This window comes from Streptomyces xylophagus, assembly GCF_000716435.1.
Lineage (GTDB): Bacteria > Actinomycetota > Actinomycetes > Streptomycetales > Streptomycetaceae > Streptomyces > Streptomyces xylophagus.
On record NZ_JNWO01000007.1, the window covers coordinates 33,995 to 50,198 of the forward strand.

Annotated in this window: 19 protein-coding genes; 10 read left to right on the forward strand and 9 right to left on the reverse strand. The window is 70.5% G+C overall.

Translation table 11 applies throughout. From position 1 onward, the window contains the following. Positions 1-6 precede the first annotated feature (6 nt). On the reverse strand, positions 7-534 hold the full coding sequence (locus OO70_RS15155) for an SRPBCC family protein (RefSeq protein WP_043670119.1): 528 nt from the start codon (positions 532-534) through the stop codon (positions 7-9). 120 nt (positions 535-654) lie between these two features. Then, positions 655-1,095, reverse strand: coding sequence for a VOC family protein (locus OO70_RS15160; protein ID WP_043670121.1), 441 nt, complete (start codon positions 1,093-1,095; stop codon positions 655-657). A 76-nt stretch (positions 1,096-1,171) separates the two neighbouring features. On the opposite strand from OO70_RS15160, the gene OO70_RS15165 reads away from it, so the two are divergent. Further along, the gene (locus OO70_RS15165; protein WP_043670123.1) at positions 1,172-1,837 is read left to right on the forward strand and encodes a TetR/AcrR family transcriptional regulator; all 666 of its coding nucleotides are present in this window, start codon (positions 1,172-1,174) and stop codon (positions 1,835-1,837) included. 20 nt (positions 1,838-1,857) lie between these two features. On the opposite strand, the gene OO70_RS15170 is transcribed toward OO70_RS15165, so the two are convergent. Then, positions 1,858-2,700, reverse strand: a complete 843-nt coding sequence (locus tag OO70_RS15170; protein WP_051741259.1) for an alpha/beta fold hydrolase — start codon at positions 2,698-2,700, stop codon at positions 1,858-1,860. A 122-nt stretch (positions 2,701-2,822) separates the two neighbouring features. Between OO70_RS15170 and OO70_RS15175 the strand changes: the two genes are divergently transcribed. The 3 genes from OO70_RS15175 (at position 2,823) to OO70_RS15185 (ending at position 5,444) form a co-directional block, all read left to right on the forward strand. Further along, complete coding sequence (locus tag OO70_RS15175) at positions 2,823-4,325, forward strand: MFS transporter (protein WP_043670126.1); 1,503 nt, start codon at positions 2,823-2,825, stop codon at positions 4,323-4,325. 88 nt (positions 4,326-4,413) lie between these two features. Further along, positions 4,414-4,920 carry a methyltransferase family protein gene (locus tag OO70_RS15180; RefSeq protein ID WP_043670128.1) on the forward strand — a complete coding sequence of 169 codons (507 nt, stop codon included), beginning with the start codon at positions 4,414-4,416 and terminating at the stop codon, positions 4,918-4,920. Positions 4,921-5,057: 137 nt separating this feature from the next. After that, entirely contained in the window at positions 5,058-5,444 is a 387-nt protein-coding gene (locus OO70_RS15185) for an STAS domain-containing protein (RefSeq protein WP_043670131.1), read from the forward strand. A gap of 136 nt (positions 5,445-5,580) precedes the next feature. Here the strand turns inward: OO70_RS15185 and OO70_RS15190 are convergent, their stop codons facing one another. Then, the gene (locus OO70_RS15190) at positions 5,581-6,018 is read right to left on the reverse strand and encodes a protease inhibitor (RefSeq protein WP_043670133.1); all 438 of its coding nucleotides are present in this window, start codon (positions 6,016-6,018) and stop codon (positions 5,581-5,583) included. Positions 6,019-6,388: 370 nt separating this feature from the next. Here OO70_RS15190 and OO70_RS15195 point away from each other — a divergent pair, with 370 nt between their 5' ends. The 4 genes from OO70_RS15195 to OO70_RS15210 all read left to right on the forward strand — a co-directional run bounded on the left by OO70_RS15195 (position 6,389) and on the right by OO70_RS15210 (position 10,151). Further along, complete coding sequence (locus OO70_RS15195; protein WP_043670136.1) at positions 6,389-6,940, forward strand: hypothetical protein; 552 nt, start codon at positions 6,389-6,391, stop codon at positions 6,938-6,940. Positions 6,941-7,143: 203 nt separating this feature from the next. Continuing rightward, positions 7,144-8,742, forward strand: coding sequence for a purine-cytosine permease family protein (locus OO70_RS15200; RefSeq protein WP_043670139.1), 1,599 nt, complete (start codon positions 7,144-7,146; stop codon positions 8,740-8,742). Further along, the gene (locus tag OO70_RS15205) at positions 8,742-9,410 is read left to right on the forward strand and encodes a cyclase family protein (protein ID WP_043670142.1); all 669 of its coding nucleotides are present in this window, start codon (positions 8,742-8,744) and stop codon (positions 9,408-9,410) included. The genes OO70_RS15200 and OO70_RS15205 overlap by 1 nt, the downstream gene beginning before the upstream one ends. A 45-nt stretch (positions 9,411-9,455) precedes the next feature. Further along, the gene (locus OO70_RS15210; RefSeq protein ID WP_043670145.1) at positions 9,456-10,151 is read left to right on the forward strand and encodes an alpha/beta fold hydrolase; all 696 of its coding nucleotides are present in this window, start codon (positions 9,456-9,458) and stop codon (positions 10,149-10,151) included. A gap of 66 nt (positions 10,152-10,217) precedes the next feature. Here the strand turns inward: OO70_RS15210 and OO70_RS15215 are convergent, their stop codons facing one another. From OO70_RS15215 to OO70_RS15225, 3 genes are all read right to left on the reverse strand, one after another. Continuing rightward, positions 10,218-11,849, reverse strand: a complete 1,632-nt coding sequence (locus tag OO70_RS15215; protein WP_199827316.1) for an RICIN domain-containing protein — start codon at positions 11,847-11,849, stop codon at positions 10,218-10,220. 388 nt (positions 11,850-12,237) lie between these two features. Continuing rightward, positions 12,238-12,942 carry an SDR family NAD(P)-dependent oxidoreductase gene (locus OO70_RS15220; RefSeq protein WP_043670151.1) on the reverse strand — a complete coding sequence of 235 codons (705 nt, stop codon included), beginning with the start codon at positions 12,940-12,942 and terminating at the stop codon, positions 12,238-12,240. Continuing rightward, entirely contained in the window at positions 12,939-13,826 is an 888-nt protein-coding gene (locus tag OO70_RS15225; RefSeq protein WP_051741261.1) for an oxidoreductase, read from the reverse strand. The genes OO70_RS15220 and OO70_RS15225 overlap by 4 nt, the downstream gene beginning before the upstream one ends. A 148-nt stretch (positions 13,827-13,974) precedes the next feature. Here OO70_RS15225 and OO70_RS15230 point away from each other — a divergent pair, with 148 nt between their 5' ends. Then, entirely contained in the window at positions 13,975-14,868 is an 894-nt protein-coding gene (locus OO70_RS15230) for a helix-turn-helix domain-containing protein (protein WP_043670154.1), read from the forward strand. 35 nt (positions 14,869-14,903) lie between these two features. Here OO70_RS15230 and OO70_RS15235 read toward each other — a convergent pair whose 3' ends face one another. Both OO70_RS15235 and OO70_RS15240 read right to left on the reverse strand, forming a co-directional pair. Next, a complete protein-coding gene (locus OO70_RS15235) occupies positions 14,904-15,281 on the reverse strand; it encodes a toxin Doc (RefSeq protein ID WP_043670157.1) in 378 nt (125 codons plus the stop codon). Between the two features lie 3 nt (positions 15,282-15,284). After that, complete coding sequence (locus OO70_RS15240; protein ID WP_019057811.1) at positions 15,285-15,530, reverse strand: hypothetical protein; 246 nt, start codon at positions 15,528-15,530, stop codon at positions 15,285-15,287. A gap of 137 nt (positions 15,531-15,667) precedes the next feature. Between OO70_RS15240 and OO70_RS15245 the strand changes: the two genes are divergently transcribed. Beyond that, a complete protein-coding gene (locus OO70_RS15245) occupies positions 15,668-16,165 on the forward strand; it encodes a methylated-DNA--[protein]-cysteine S-methyltransferase (RefSeq protein WP_043670160.1) in 498 nt (165 codons plus the stop codon). The last annotated feature ends 39 nt before the right edge of the window (positions 16,166-16,204 follow it).

Below are 16,204 nucleotides of genomic sequence, written 5' to 3' on the forward strand. Positions count from 1 at the left end.
GACAGGTCAGCCCAAGCGGGGCACGGGCGCGCCGGAGGGGATCCCGGCCGCCAAGTAGCCGTCGTAGAACGCCTTCCAGGACGCACCGGCCCCGGCATGCGGTCCCTCGACGCGCGCACCGTGGGCCTTCGCGTCCAGCGCCGTCAGGCAGACCTCCCAGCCGGCGCCGTTGCGGGACGCGGTGTTCGCGGCGCTCAGGACGTTGGTGAGCGTGAAGCGGGTGCGTTTCTCCTCGACCTCCTCCAGGTCGAAGTGCAGCTCGTCGCCGCCCCATTCGAAGGAGAGGTTCCGGGGTGCCTCGACGGCGAGGACGCGGCCGGTCGACTCCGGCATGTTGGGGTCGCCGCTGAAAGTGACCGTGCCGCCGGGGCGCAGGTCGAACTCGGCGCGCGAGGGGAACCACTGGGCAAGTTCGTCGGGGTCGGTCACGAACTGCCAGACGCGGTCGAGGAGTTGGTCGTAGGTGCGGCTGAACCGGACGGCGGGGCGGCCGTCGTCCAAGGTCAGGTAGGTACCGGTGAGGTCGACGGACATGGTGGATCAGTCCTTCGGGGTGGGGTGCGAGGTGTCGTCCTGTACGCCTCTGTGGTTATATGCCGGCCAAGGCATACACCGCGCCCTGCCCAGGATCCCGGCGCAGGCACCGCGCCCCGCTCAGACAACCGGCCTGCCGTACCCCGCGATGCCCCCGTGATCGATCCCGTGCGCCGCCCAGCTGTACAGATGCAGGTCGAGGCCGTCCGGGTCGTTGAACACCAGCAGCCAGCCGATCGACGCCTCGATCACCGGCGAGTGCGGGATGCCGAGCGTGTCCAGGTGGGCGGCCCAGGCCTCGACGTCGGCGCCGTCCCGGACCGCGAAGCTGACCGGGTCGAAGCCCTGACACCCGTGCGCCGCCTCGGAGTTGACGCGCAGACAGAGCATCGAGTCACCGAGCCCGGGAACCTCCCCCGCCACTCCGCGCACGACGCCGTCCTCCGCGTCCGCGAACTCGTGTGTGACCTTGAAGCCGAGCACGCGGCCGTACCAGTCGCGCGAGCGGTCGAGGTCGGTGACGGGCAGCTTCACATGATGGATTCCGGCGAGCTCCGGCATGACACCCACACTCCTCATCGCCCTGGCTCATTTCACCGCAGTACGACTGCGACGATTTGCTTCTAGACTCCTCCCCATGCCCGACCCCGTCAACCAGAAGAGCAACCAGAAGCGGCCCTACCGCTCGGCCAAGCGCGCCGAGGCGGCAGCGGCGACCCGCGCCCGCATCAGGGAAGCGGCCGCCCGGCTGTTCACGGAGTCGGGATACACCGGCACGCACATGAAGGAAGTGGCGGCGCTGGCCGGTGTCGGTGAGCGCACGCTGTACGACGCCTTCCCCACCAAGGCGGCCCTGTTCGGGCACACCCTCGGCGTCGCGATCGCCGGTGACGAGGAGCCGGTCGCCGTCCCGGAGCGCCCCGAGACCCTGGCGATCCGGGACGAGACCGATTCCGAGCGTGCGATCGGCCGTGCCGTCGACCAGACGACCGACCTGCTGGAGCGCGCCGGCGACCTGATCATGGTGACCGTCGAGGCGGCCGGCGCCGACCCGGACATGCGGGCGTCCGCGGACGCCGGTGCCGAGGCGACGTACGGCGTGCATCTCGCCCTGGCCACGGCACTTCAGGAGCGCGGAGCCCTTCGCCCGGGCCTCGACGCGCGCACCGCCGCCGACACGCTCTACGCCCTCGCCTCACCGCACATGCATCAACTCCTGCGCAGGCGCCGGGGTTGGACACGGGACGCCTACCGGGCCTGGCTGCGGCGGGTGTTGGTCGCGGAGTTGCTCGGTTCGCACTGAGCCCCGCCCTCCCAGAGCTCTCACCGAGCACCACCCTCCCAGAGCTCCGGCACATCACCCTCCCGGCTGTGCATCTGCGTCGCCAACACCCGTACCACCGCCGCGAATCGGTCGGGGTTGCGCAGGAACTCCATGTGGATGCCGGGGAATTCGGCCCACGGCACCCCGATGCGCCGGGCGATCTCGATCGACGGGCGCGCGTAGTACGTACCGCGATCCTCCGCACCCGCGCCCAACACCACAGGAAGCCGGGCCGACTTGAGCGCGGTCACGTCGGGCAGGAAGCCGGCGAAGCCGGGCCACTCCGTGCCGAAGAGGTGGTCCTGGTTGCCGAGGAACCGCTTCCAGAGGTCGCCGGGCCAGCGGTACGTGCCCTCGCCGCGGGTCGTCTCCGCGAACCGGCGGCCCGCCGCGGGTGCCCCGCCCTGCTCGTACAGTGCGGCCATCTCGGCGAAGAAGCCGCGATCGGGGTCGCCGTCGGGCAGGACGTTCACGGCGGGCGGTTCGTGGGCGATGAGGCCCGCCATCGTCTCCGGGTGCAGCGCGGCCAGGGTGAGTCCGATGATCGCGCCCCCGCTGTTGCCGAACACCAGCGCCCGCCCGCCGGCCAGGCCGTCGATGAGGGCGCGGGCGTCGGCGGCCTGCACGGCGAGGTCCATCGGCGTCTTTGACCGGCCGGTACTGCGCGAGTTGCCGCGCCGGTCGTAGCAGATCACCATGAAAGCGTCGGAAAGGATCTCGGCGATGCCGGAGTAATAGCCGGCGTCTCCCCCGGCCCCGCTGATCATCAACAGCGCCGGGCCGGTACCGCGCACCTCGTAGTACAGCCCGGCCTCGTCGGCCTCGAACACGCCACTGCGCATGCCTGGTCTCCCTCCTCAGCGAAACGTTGCCGTTTCGCTGAATGTGCTCTACTCTCGATGTGTACGAAACCGTTTCGTTTACGTTTTGGTAAACCCGAACGACTTCCCTGGAGTGGTTCCCGATGTCCCAGAAGACTCTGACCGAAGGCACCCGGTCGGGTGCCGTGGAGGCGCAGCCCGCGTCCTCCTCGAAGCGGTGGTGGATCCTCGCGATCGTCGCCGTAGCGCAGCTGATGGTGGTCCTCGACGCCACCATCGTGAACATCGCCCTCCCGTCGGCGCAGAAGGACCTCGGGTTCTCCGACGGCAACCGGCAGTGGATCGTCACCGCGTACGCCCTGGCGTTCGCCTCCCTGCTGCTGCTCGGCGGCCGCATCGCCGACCTCTTCGGCCGTAAGACCGCCTTCCTCGTCGGTGTCGTCGGATTCGCCGCCGCCTCCGCGCTCGGCGGTGCGGCCACCAGCTTCGAGATGCTGGTCACGGCACGCGCCCTCCAGGGTGTCGCGGGCGCACTGCTCGCGCCGGCCGCGCTCTCCCTGCTCAACACGACCTTCACCGACGCCCGTGAGCGCGCCAGGGCCTTCAGCGTGTACGGCGCCATCGCCGGTGCCGGTGGTGCGGTGGGTCTGCTGCTCGGCGGTGTGCTGACCGACGCGTTCGACTGGCGCTGGACGCTGTACGTCAACGTCGCCATCGCCTTCGTCGCCTTCGCCGGCGGCTGGGTCCTGCTCAGCAACCACCGCGACGCCGCGGGCTCCAAGCTGGACGTCCCGGGCACGGTACTGGTCGCCGGTGGTCTCTTCTCCCTCGTCTACGGCTTCTCCAACGCCGAGACGCACGACTGGAGTTCGCCGCAGACCTGGGGCTTCCTGATCGTGGGCGTCGTACTGCTGGCGGCCTTCGTCTGGTGGCAGAACCGTGCCGCGCACCCGCTGCTGCCGCTGCGCATCCTGCTCGACCGCAACCGGGGCGCCTCGTTCCTCGCCGTGCTGATCACCGGTGCGGGCATGTTCGGTGTGTTCCTCTTCCTCACCTACTACCTCCAGTTGAACCTCGGCTTCAGCCCCACCAAGACCGGTGTCGCGTTCCTGCCGATGATCGGCGCCCTGATGGTCATGGCGCAGATCGGCACCACGATGCTCGTGCCGCGTCTCGGCCCGAAGGTCGTCATTCCGCTGGGCTTCGCCATCGCCATGGTCGGCATGGCCTGGCTGACCGGCATCGGGACCACCTCGTCGTACGCGACCCACGTCCTGCCGCAGCTGATCGTGATCGGCGCCGGTCTCGGCATGGTGATGCCGCCGGCGATGCAACTCGCCACGGGTGGCGTGGCCGCCGAGGACGCGGGTGTCGCCTCGGCGACGGTCAACGCCATGCAGCAGGTGGGCGGTTCGATCGGTACGGCGCTGCTGAACACGCTGGCCGCGAGCGCCGCGACGGACTACCTGGCCGGGAAGGACGCGTCCAGCAAGCTGGTCCAGGCGCAGGCGACGATCGAGAGCTACACCACCGCGTTCTGGTGGTCGGCGGGCTTCTTCGCCGCGGGCACGCTGATCGCGCTCGCGCTCTACCGACGCGGGGTTCCGCAGCAGGACGCGGACGCCGCACCGGTCGTCCACATGTGACCGGCTCCGCCCGAGGCTGAGCCGCACAGACCGAGGGGTCGCCGTCCGCAGGGAGACGGCGGCCCCTCTTCGGCGTCATGGTGGCGGTATGCGCAAATCGGCGGCGGTAGTGGGCAGTTCGCTCTTCCTGGCGCTCGCCCCGGGCACCGTGGCCGTACTGCTGCCGTGGTGGCTGACCGGATGGCGGACCGGTGACTGGTGGCCACCGCTGCGGCTGCTCGGCCTCGTGCCGCTGGTAGTCGGCGCGGCCGTGCTGCTCTCGGCCTTCGCGCGGTTCGCCGCCGAGGGGCTGGGCACTCCGGCGCCGGTCGCGCCGACGGAGCGGCTGGTCGTGGGCGGGCTGTACCGGTACGTGCGCAACCCGATGTACGTGGCGGTCGTCGCGACGATCGCGGGCCAGGCCCTGGTGTTCGCGCGGCCGGTCCTGTTCGGGTACGGCGGCTGTGCGGGGCTGTTGATGTGGGCGTTCGCGCGCTGGTACGAGGAGCCCGACCTGGCCCGCAGATTCGGCGCCGACTACGACCGCTACCGCGCGGCGGTGCCCGGATGGTGGCCGCGATGGCGGCCTTGGGACCCCGGCACGACCTCTTACTGACAGAAAGTCAACCTTTCGGACCGGAATTCACCATGTCGAGTGAAACAGATCTTGCGCACGGCGAGTTGAGGGATGCGCAAGCCCTCGCCGGGGTAGCTACCGAGATCGAATGCGCCCCATGCCGAGGTGGAGCGGCCATGACAGCGGAAGCGGACGAACGCGACAGGCCGGCGGCCAACTCCTGTGCCCGCACGCGGTCGAGCGGTTCCTTCACCGTGGTCGAGGTGTCCGGGGAGATCGACATGGCGACCGCCGGTTTCGTCACCGATCACCTGGACGCGGCGACCGCGGTCGCGGAGCCCGACGTGCTGGTGGATCTGCGGCCCGTCGAGTTCTTCGACTGCTCGGGGCTGCGCGTACTGTGCCGGGCCGAGCGGCGGGCCAGGGAGCGCGGCGGCCGGCTGCGCATCGTCTCCGACGGGCCGCGCATCGACCGGCTGCTGCGCGCCTCGGGACTGCTGGGCCGCTTCCCGCCGCTCCGCGATTTTCCGGCACCCCCGGGGCCTCCCGGTAAGCCCGAATGATGCCAGGGGCCGGCGGGCAGCCCCACACTGCCCGGCCGACCCCTGGTGCGGGATCGCAGCGCTCCGCGACAGGGGCGCGCACTCCCCAGCTACGGACCCTCCCTGTTGCTCACGGAGACCGTGCGACCCCGGTCTCTCAGAACGTGAAGACGCCTCCGTATCCGTAGGAGTCCTTCACGCACTCGTTGGAGAAGACGCGCTCGTAGGAGATGCGTCTGCCCTGCCAGACACCGTCGATGGTGACGACGACGGGGCGGTAAAGCTTGTTGCAGAGCACGTCGTCGCGGGCCGTGAGGGCGTCGAAGTCGCCCCCGATGCCGCGCAGTTCGGCGCAGGCCTCGGCGGCGGCCGGATGGGTGCCGGAGGCGGTGGGCGCGCAGGTGAGGGTCACCGCGCGTTCCGGGGTGACGGTGGCGGCGTCGTTGCCGTGGCCCATGGTGAGCACCAGGGCTGAGGGGGCGTAGAGCGCGGACGGGTTGGCGCCGTGGGCCGCGAGAGCCGTGCCGGTCAGGGGCCCGCAGACGGCGGTGGCCGTCAGGCCCAGGGTCGCTGCCCAGCGCGCGGTGTTCCGCATTGTGTGCATCCTTCCGCTCGATACAGATCGATCGCGAACCGATCACGAACGGATCGGTTCGAGGAGGTGCCGGTCCCGCTCGGTCGGTGCCGGACCGGCGGGCGCCACTCTGCCGAGTCCGCCGCCGAAACTCACATCCCACCCACAGGTTTCAGTAACCTTGCGTGTTGAATCAGTGGCGCGAAGTCACAGAATTCGAACGCGCGGACCCCGGAACCACGGGGTTCTTGATCGCCGAATCAGGTCGGATGGCCGGTTTACCCCTGCTCGCCAATCGTCCTGAAACAGTCCCGAAACATTCCGCTTCAGCTCTCGGCGCACTCCGCCGCAGCCCCTTGCGTTCGCTCTGCTCGCGAGTAATCGTCATTACATGATTACGACAGAGCAGCAGGAGAAGCTTCGCGGCTGGTTCACCGGCCGTCTGCCCGACGACCTCTTCGAGGAACTGGTCGAGGTCACGGTCGACCGCGAGGAGGTCACCGTGATCGGCCGCATCCCCGCGCCCAAGCTCGCCGAGGACGTCTCGGACGCCGAGAAGGAGGCCGCCGTCCAGGGCCGGGTCCAGGAGTTCCGCGAGCGCACCCGGGAGACCCGGATCGCACTCGCCCGCGAGGCCGAGCACCGGTTCCGCAGGAAGGTCTCGTGGGGTGTGGAGTGCGCCGGGGAGCGCTCCCTGTTCACACACATCGCCGCACCCGTCATGACCAGGCTGCGCCAGCCCGAGCGCCAGGTCCTCGACACCCTCATCGCCGCCGGCGTGGCCCGCAGCCGCAGCGACGCCCTCGCCTGGTGCGTCCGCCTCGTCCAGCGGCACACCGACGACTGGCTCAGCGAACTGCGCGACTCCCTCGAACACGTCCAGCGGGTCCGCGCCCAGGGCCCCGACGCCGAACCGGAGGACGCCCCGGGCGACAGCGCATAGGAACGCGGGTGGATGATTCCTCCACCCACGGCACGGAAGATGGATGAACCGTCCTCTGGTGCGGGTGTTGCGGCCCGCCATAACGTCGGCAGACACCCTGAGGACGGCATCCGCTCACTCCGCCCACCCCGCGCGCGTGAACGACCGTCCCCGCCGCCACCGCGCCACAACGCGCTCCACCGCCGTCCCCCGCTGGAGCCCCCTTGTCCTCGCAGCCCGCCCCCGCCCCCTCCCCCGCCGCGCCGAGCCAGTCCCTGACCGAGGTCGAGACCTACGGCGTCGAGCGCATCCCCGACGCGGACCGCACCGCCACCCCGCTCGACCTGTTCCGGGTCGCGTTCGGCGGCGCCAACACCTTCTCCACCTGCGTCCTGGGCGCCTTCCCCATCCTGTTCGGCCTCTCCTTCCGGCAGGGCCTCGCGGCCACGCTCCTCGGAGTCGTCGTAGGCGCGCTGATCCTCTGCCCGATGGCGGTGTTCGGCCCGGTCAACGGCACGAACAACGCGGTCGCCTCCTCCGCGCACCTGGGCGTGCACGGTCGCGTCGTCGGCTCGTTCCTGTCCCTGCTCACCGCCGTCGCGTTCTTCTCCATCTCGGTGTGGAGCTCCGGCGACGCCCTGGTCGGCGGCGCGCACCGGCTGTTCGGCCTGGAGCAGAGCACGCTGTCGTACGTCGTCGCGTACGCGCTGTTCGCCGGACTGGTCCTCGCGGTCTGCGTCTACGGCTTCCGGTTCATGCTGTTCGTGAACAAGATCGCCGTGACGTCCGCGACGGTCCTGTTCCTGCTCGGCGCGATCGCCTTCGCCGGTGATTTCGACCCGTCGTACGCCGGTGTCTTCACGTCCTCGGCGGACGCGGCGACGCAGTCGCTGTTCTGGCCGTCGTTCATCGGCGCGGCCCTGATCGTGCTGTCCAACCCGGTGTCGTTCGGCGCGTTCCTCGGCGACTGGTCGCGCTACATCCCGGCGAACACCCCGCGCCGCAAGGTGATCGGGGCCGCGTTCCTGTCGCAGATCGCGACCCTGCTGCCGTTCGTCTTCGGCCTGGCGACCGCGAGCATCATCGCCACGAAGGCCCCCAAGTACGTCGACCCGTCGGCCCCCGACTTCGTGGGCGGACTCCTCGCGATCTCACCCAGCTGGTTCTTCCTGCCGGTCTGTCTGCTGGCCCTGATCGGCGGCATGTCGACGGGCACGACCTCGCTCTACGGCACCGGGCTCGACTTCTCGTCGGTGTTCCCGCGGCTGTCGCGGGTGCAGGCGACGCTGCTGGTCGGTGTGCTGTCCATCGCGTTCATCTTCATCGGGCGGTTCGGCCTCGACCTCGTGCAGTCGATCTCGACCTTCGCCACGATGATCATCACCTGTACGACACCGTGGATGGTCGTGATGATGCTGGGCTTCTACACCCGGCGCGGCTGGTACGACCCGGACGCGCTCCAGGTCTTCAACCGCCGTCAGCGCGGCGGGCGTTACTGGTTCACGCACGGCTGGAACTGGCGCGGCATGACCGCCTGGTGGGTGGCCGCCGTGGTCGGTGTGCTGTTCACCAACATCCCGGGGCAGTTCGTCGGTCCTCTCGGCGACCTGGCGAACGGTGTCGACATCAGCCTGCCGCTGTCGCTGGCCGTGGCCGCCGTGCTGTTCCTGTCGCTGCTGAGGCTGTTCCCCGAACCCCGTGCCGTGTACGGCCCCGAGGGCGCGCGGCTGGCCCGTACCGTCGAGGTCCCGGTGCCGCCGATCACCGGCCCCGGCGCGGAGTCCGCCGCCGAGGCGCCCGCGTTGGCCACCGAGGGCAGTTGATGCCGTCCCCCTGGATCGACCTGTCAGTGCCCGTCGTCACCGGGATGCCCGTGTATCCCGGTGACCCGGCGGTCGAGGTCACGCCCGCACTGCGCGCCCCCCGTGACGGGGTCAACGTCCTTCAGCTGCACCTGGGTTCGCAATCGGGCACGCATGTCGACGCGCCCTACCACGTGGACGACGCGTGGCCCCGCCTCGACGAACTGCCCCTGGACCGCTTCGCCGGGCACGCGGTGGTGGCCGACGTGCGGGGGCTGCCGCCCCGGGCGCCGATCACGCCCGACCTGCTGGCGCCCGCGCTGCGCAGGCTGCGGCCGGGCTCGCTGGTGCTGCTGGCCACGGGCTGGTCGGCGTACTGGGGCACCGACCACTACCTCGCCCACCCGTGGCTCACCCCGGAGGCCGCCGAGGCCCTCGTAGCTGCAGGCGTCCGTACGGTCGCGGTCGACGCGCTGAGTGTCGATCCGACACCCCAACCCGGCGATGAGACGGCCGACTTCGACCTGCCCGCCCACCGTGTGCTGTGCGGCGCGGGCGGGGTGATCGCCGAGAACCTCACGGGTCTGGAGCAGGTGGTGGGCCTCCCGGACGTGGAGTTGTTCCTGTTCCCGCTCCGGCTGCCGGGGGCGGACGGCGCGCCGGTGCGGGCTGTCGCACGGGCGGTCTGATCGTCCCGGAGGGCCGTTGTCAGACCCGCCGTCTACGTTTGCCCCATGACTCGATTCGTTGTGGTGGCAGGCTCGTGGCTCGGTGCATGGGCATGGGACGAGGTGGTGACCGAGCTGCGCGGGGCCGGGCACGAGGTGCATGCCCTGACCCTGTCCGGGCTCGCGGAGAAGCAGGGGGTTCCTGCCGGACAGCAGACCCACGTCCAGGACATCGTCGACGAGGTCGAGCGCCTCGATCTGCGGGACGTCGTCCTGGTCGGGCACAGCTACGCCGGTGTGCCTGTCGGCCAGGCGGCGGAGCGGATCGGCGACCGGCTGGCCCGGGTGGTGTTCGTCGATGCGAACGTGCCGGTCGACGGCACGTCGTTCCTGGACGGCTTCCCGAGTGACTACATCAGGAAGTCCCTCGACGAGAACGGCGGCGACTGGCCGACCCTGGACCCGGCCGACTACGCCGGCCAGGACCTCACGGACGAGCAGATCACCCGCATAGTCACCGACGGCACCGCGCACCCGGGCGCCACCCTCACCGAACCGGCCATCCTGTCCCGCCCGCTCGCCGAGTTGCCGGCCACCTATATCAAGTGCCTGCTCGACGGCGACGAGTTGATGGACCCGGTGGGCGAACTGGTCGAGAGCGGACGCTGGGAGCTGGTCCGCATGAACACGGGCCACTGGCCGATGTTCTCCCAGCCCCGCGAACTGGCCCTGATCCTGACCGAGTCGGCAGCCGGGTCCTGACGCGGGTGCGGGTCCGCTCCCCCGCGAGGGCACGGACCCGCGTCTCCCACCACGGCGAGGATGTCGTCAGCCGAGCCGGTCCGCGATCTTCGCGGGGCGCGCTGATGGTCCTCCCGTGCCGGCGATCGACAGCGAACCGGGGCTGGCCGACACCGAGTCGGTGAGCCAGCGCTGGGTGGCGGAGCCGTCGCGGACCTTGAGGACGATGTCGGCGCCGGGGTCCTTGGTGGTGGAGGTCAGCGCGAGCCCGGACTGCCAGCGGGGCAGCAACTCGCCCTGGACGGTGAGGTCGTAGCGGACATCGTTGCCGCGCTTGGCCTTCGCGTCGGCGCAGGTGCCGAGGACGACGACACCGGCGTCCGCGTGCGAGTCCAGGCACAGTCCGGGGCTCGCGACACTGCGCAGCAGCCCGTCGGTCTCGTACGACCACTCCTGCGTCTTCGCCGACGAGCACGCGGCCAGGGTAGTGCCGGCGCCGGCCTTCGCGGTGCCCCGGATGTCGAGGCACAGGTCGGCGGCGGCGTTCTGCAGCCTCGTGCGCTGGGGTGCGGCGGGGAGCCGGGCCGTGCCGGGCGCCGACGATGACACGTGTCCGGAGCCGCCGCTCCCGCCGGTGGAGGCGATCGGGCCGGCGGTGCCACTGTGGTCCGGCCAGAGGCTGACGGCGAGGACGGTCGCGAGGACTCCGGCACCGACCAGGCCCGCGCCGACGAACAGCGACCGGGACGACCTCGCCGACCGGGCCGCGTCGACGATACGGCGGCCGGGAGCGGGAAGCCGGGACAGCAGACGATGCCGCCCCGTGCCGCCGGCGGCGTGTCCGCCGTGCCGGGAGGCGGTCTTCGTCCGCGCGTCGTGCCGGGCGCGGCCGGGGCGGGATGCGAGGTAGGGGCGGGCTCCCCAGCCGAGTACCGCCTCCGCAAGCAGGACTCCCAGCCCGCCTTCGAAATAACTCAGTTGTTCGGCGGCGAAACGGCAGTAGCGGCACTGGTTCAGATGTTGCTGGACATCCGGCAGCAGTGCGCCGCCGCGGCGAATCGGGACGTCGAGGAGGCGGTTGTAGAAGCGGCAATCCTGGGTCAGCGCGAGTTCCCGGTGGGCGCGTACACAGCCTTCGCGGAATTTTTCGTGCGCCTGCTGGAGAGCGGCCGACGCGGTGTCGGTATCCATCCCGAGCAGTGCCGCCGGCACGGTTATCGACTCGGCTTCGACCTCGGTGTGCCACAACAGACACTGGAAGAACGGAGCGAGGGTCTGGAAAGACCGCTCGGCGAGCTTGCGATTTTCAGCTGTCATGGACTTGGCAACACGCATGGCCCGTCCCCCGGAGGGTTTCTCCAGGTCGGGCAGAACACCGGATATTCGCTCTTCCGAGGACCACTCCCGGATCGTGTCGCGCACGGTCAGCAGCAGCCGGGGGCGCAGCGCCACACCGTGTTCGCCGAACGTCAGCCGGTCGAACACCTGGTGGAAGGCGGCCGCGGTGGCCATGGCGGGGGCGCTGCCCGTGGCGGCGAGACAGATGGCCGCGTAATCCTGGACCGGCTGCCAGTGCCGCGCCATGAGGAGCGCGACGGAATGAACGGCCTCGCCCTCCGGACGGCCCCGCAGCCGGGCGGCCAGGGTCTCGTCGGATTCCTCGGGTGCCCCGCCGTTCGGCGGAGGGTAAGGAGGACGAGGGGGGTGAGGGATGGACACGGAGTGGATTCCTCGGATTCGGTTCATCAACAGGTCAATGAGCCCCGGGCATTTGCCCCCGCGCGGGTGTTTCACCCTTGCACAACCCACCGAACCCAACAAGGCACTTGGGTAACATCCTCACCTTTGAAAGTAAGTCAGACGCGGTGACAACTCGGTTCACTCGCATCGGCTTTCGACTTTCCATGCGCCCCGTGTGAAGCACACGCACACGCCGGTACGCCGCGCACGCTCCCGGCGCACGCCACGTGGCGGTCCACTGGAATCGGCCTTCCCGGAGGCCTCGCGCTGGACGGCGGCTCTCCCGCGCCAAACGGCCGCCGACCTTGCTCCTCCCGCCCTCGGTCGGCGGCCCCGAGGGCGGGGGCGGCCCACCCCCGCCCTCATCTCACCAGGGCATGACCCCGGCCCCCTCGGTGAGGGTGCCGGTGGGCGCCTGAGCACCCAGCCCGACGAGCCGTACGACGGGTTCCGCGCCCAGGTCCACCGGCTGGATCCCGGGCCCGCTCTGTCCGTGCAGGTCGGTCTCGGTGAGGCCGGGGTCGACGGCGTTGACCCGGATACCGGGCAGGCCCTTGGCGTACTGCACGGTGAGCATGTTCACCGCCGCCTTCGAGGAGCCGTAGACGGGCGTGGGATACGTGCTCTCGTGCCGGGCGGGATCGCCGACGGTGCCGAACGAGCCGAGGCCGCTGGTGACGTTGACGATCGACGGCGCCTCGGCGGCCCGCAGCAGGGGCAGGAAGGCGTGGATGACGCGGACGACGCCGAAGACGTTGACGTCGTAGATCCGCCGCATGTCCTCGGCCGTCGCGTCCGCGGGCTTGGGATCGCCCTCGGCGGTGCCCGCGTTGTTGACCAGGACGTCCAGATGCCCTTCCCTGCGGGCGAGTTCGGCGGCGGCCTCGGCGACGGAGGCGTCGTCGGTCACGTCCAACTGGACGAATGTGATGCCGAGTTCATCGGCCGCCGCCGCACGGCCGCGCCCGGGGTCGCGGGCTCCGAGGTACACGGTGTGGCCGAGTTCGTGCAGACGGCGCGCGGTGGCCCGGCCGATGCCCTTGTTGGCGCCCGTGACGAGGACGACGCTCATACGGTGGAGTCCTCCAACCGCCCGCCGATGGCGTCGAGTTCGGTGATCGCGTCGGCGGGCAGCACCAGGTCCGCGGCGGCGATGTTCTCACGCAGATGGGCGCGGGAGGAGGTGCCGGGGATGAGGACGGTGGTGGCCGAACGCTGCAACAGCCAGGCCAGGGCGACCTGTTGGGGCGAGGCGTCCAGGCGCGCGGCCACGTCCGACAGAACCTGCGACTGGAGCGGGGTGAAGCCACCGAGCGGGAAGTACGCGGCGAACGCGATGTTCTCCGCCGCGCACCGCTCGACGAGGGCGTCGTCGTCCCGGTTGGCCAGGTTGTACAGGTTCTGGACGGTGACGACGGGGGCGATGGCCTGGGCCTCGGTCAACTGGGCGGCGGAGACGGTGCTGAGCCCGAGGTGCCGGATCAGCCCCGCCTTCTGCAACTCGGCCAGGGCACCGAACTTGTCGCCGATCGACTCCTCGTCGGCGGTGTCCTGGACGCCCACACGGAGGTTCACCACGTCGAGCGCGTCGAGCCCGAGGTTGCGGAGGTTGTCGTACACCTGGGCCTTGAGGTCCTCGGGGTGCCGGGACATGATCCAGCTGCCGTCGGGACCGCGCCGGGCGCCGACCTTGGTGACGAGGTGCAGGTCGTCGGGGTAGGGGTGGAGTGCCTCCCTGATGATCTCGTTGACGACGACGGGGCCGTAGAAGTCGCTGGTGTCGATGTGGGTGATGCCCCGCTCGACGGCCTCACGGAGGACGGCCACCGCTTCGGTGCGGTCCTTCGGTGGGCCGAACACATGGGGGCCGGCCAGTTGCATGGCGCCGTATCCCATGCGGGTGAGGGTGAGGCCCTCGGCGGGGGTGAGGGTGCCGCCGGAGACGGTGTCGGCCATGATGGCGCGCCTTTCACTGAGAGCTGCGTGGGGACTGTTCGTCCCGCCACCGACTCTGCGCCCGTACCGGCTGAGCAGGCAGTACCCGGATGTTCCTGGTAGTGACAGGGACACCCACCTCCGGGGATTCGGACCTACGGTGGTGGGTGTGGACAGCAAGAACGCGCTCGGCGAGTTTCTGCGGGCCCGCCGTGAGCGGGTCCGGCCCGAGGACGTGGGTCTGAGCGGCGGCGGACTGCGGCGGGTGCCGGGGTTGCGCCGGGAGGAGGTCGCGCTGCTGGCCGGCATCAGCTCCGACTACTACCTGCGCCTGGAGCAGGGCCGCGACCGCAACCCGTCGGTACAGGTCCTGGAGGCACTCGCCCGGGTGCTGCGCCTGGACGCCTCAGCGACCGCGCACCTGGTCGGCCTGGCGCAGCCGGAACGGCCGGCCGTGTCCCGCAGACGGGCCAGGCGGCCCGAGGCGGTGCCGGCGAGCGTCCGCGAGCTGCTGGACACCTGGGTCGGCCATCCCGCGTATGTGCAGAACCGGTTCACGGACTGCCTCGCGGCCAACGCGCTGTGCCGGGCGCTGTCCCCGAACTACGTCCCCGGCGTGAACCTGTTGCGCGCGGTGTTCCTCGACCCTGCCGAGCAGGCGCTGCGCCGCGACTGGGAGGAGCTGACCGCCGAGGGCGTGGCGACCCTGCGCGGCCACATCGGACCCGACGTCGACGATCCACGCCTCGTCGAGCTGGTCGGCGAACTGTCCGTCCGCAGCGACCGGTTCCGACTGCTGTGGAGCCGCCACGAGGTACGCCCGATGGTCGGCCGGACCAGTCTCCTCAGCCACCCCTTGGTCGGTGACTTCGAGCTGCGGTCGAACAAGTTCGAGATCCCGGGCACGGACACGCTGAGCGTGGTCGTCTTCCACGCCGAGCCGGGCAGCCGCAGCGCGGAACTGCTGGGACTGCTCGGCAGCCTCACCGCGTCCGACAACACCTCACGCGAGGACGGCGCCGAGGCCCAGGAGGAGAGCGCCCGGCTCGACGAGGACCGGTAGATCGCCCCGTCAGACCTCTCTGTCAGACCTCCCCGTCAGATCTGCCAGGACCGCAACCGGTCCGCCGCGCCGTACACATCCGTCTTGCCGGAGATCAGATCGCGGGCGAGGTCGACGAGGGCGCCGTAGGGCGGATCGATGCCGACACCGCTGACGAACATGTAGGCGACCGCGGTGGCGCAGGCGAAGCGGGCGTTGGCCGAGGGCAACGGCTTGAGCAGGGCGAGGGTGTGCAGCAGGGCGGTGGCCCGCCAGGCCGGATCGGAGTCGACGCCGAGGCGGGGCGGGTCGACGCGGTGCCGGGCGACGGCTGCCACCAACGCCGAGAAGTCGTTGATGGTGGGCTGGTCCGGCAGGACTTCCTCATGGCGCTGGAGCAGCCAGGGCACGTCAATATGGATGACGGTGGGCATGCGTCAGGCGACCCGCCCCTCGCCCTTGGCCGACGGTTCGTCGTCGGGGAACGCGGCGGCGAACTCGTCGGCGTGCGTCGCGAAGAACCGCCGGAACGCCTCCGCGCCCTCCTGAAGCGCCCGGTGCCGCGCGATGTCGGCCGCGGCCGCCTCCCGTACGAGGGCCTTCATCGACGTACCGCGCTCCTTGGCGATCTGCCGCAGGTCCTCTAGCTCGCGGTCGCTGAACTCCACGTTGAGAGCTGGCATGCCCACACGGTACCGCTCGGGTACTTACCCGTAAATACCGCCAGGTCAAGCAGCCTTCTTGACGGTACCGACCCGGTTCCAACGCCGTGTCCGAATCCCGCCGGACTCAACCGCCGCCTGCGAGCAGACTCGTCTGTATGACCACCATCTGGACACTCACCGACAGCCCTGCGGGCCAACTCCTCCTGACCGGCGAGAAGTCACCCGCCGGCACCACACTCACCTCCCTCTCCATGCCGGACCACCCGAGCATCGCCCCCGACTGGCAACGCGACGACCCGGCCTTCACCGAGGCCACCCGCCAACTGTCCGCCTACTTCGCCGGACACCTCACCCGCTTCCAACTCCCGCTCGCCGCCCGGGGAACGGAGTTCCAACAGCGCGTATGGCACGCCCTCGACGACATCCCGTACGGCACCACGACGACGTACGGCGCGCTGGCCGAGCGACTCGGTGTACCGCGCGCCGAGATCCGGGCGCTGGGCGCGGCGATCGGCGCGAATCCGCTGCTACTGGTGCGCCCGTGCCATCGGGTGATCGGCGCGGACGGTTCGATGCGGGGTTACGCCGCCGGGGTCGAGCGCAAAGTACGCCTACTGACACACGAGGGTGCGCTGCAGCCGATGCTGGGCTGACGAACGACGGCGATGCGGAAGAGCGGAAGAACTGGACCT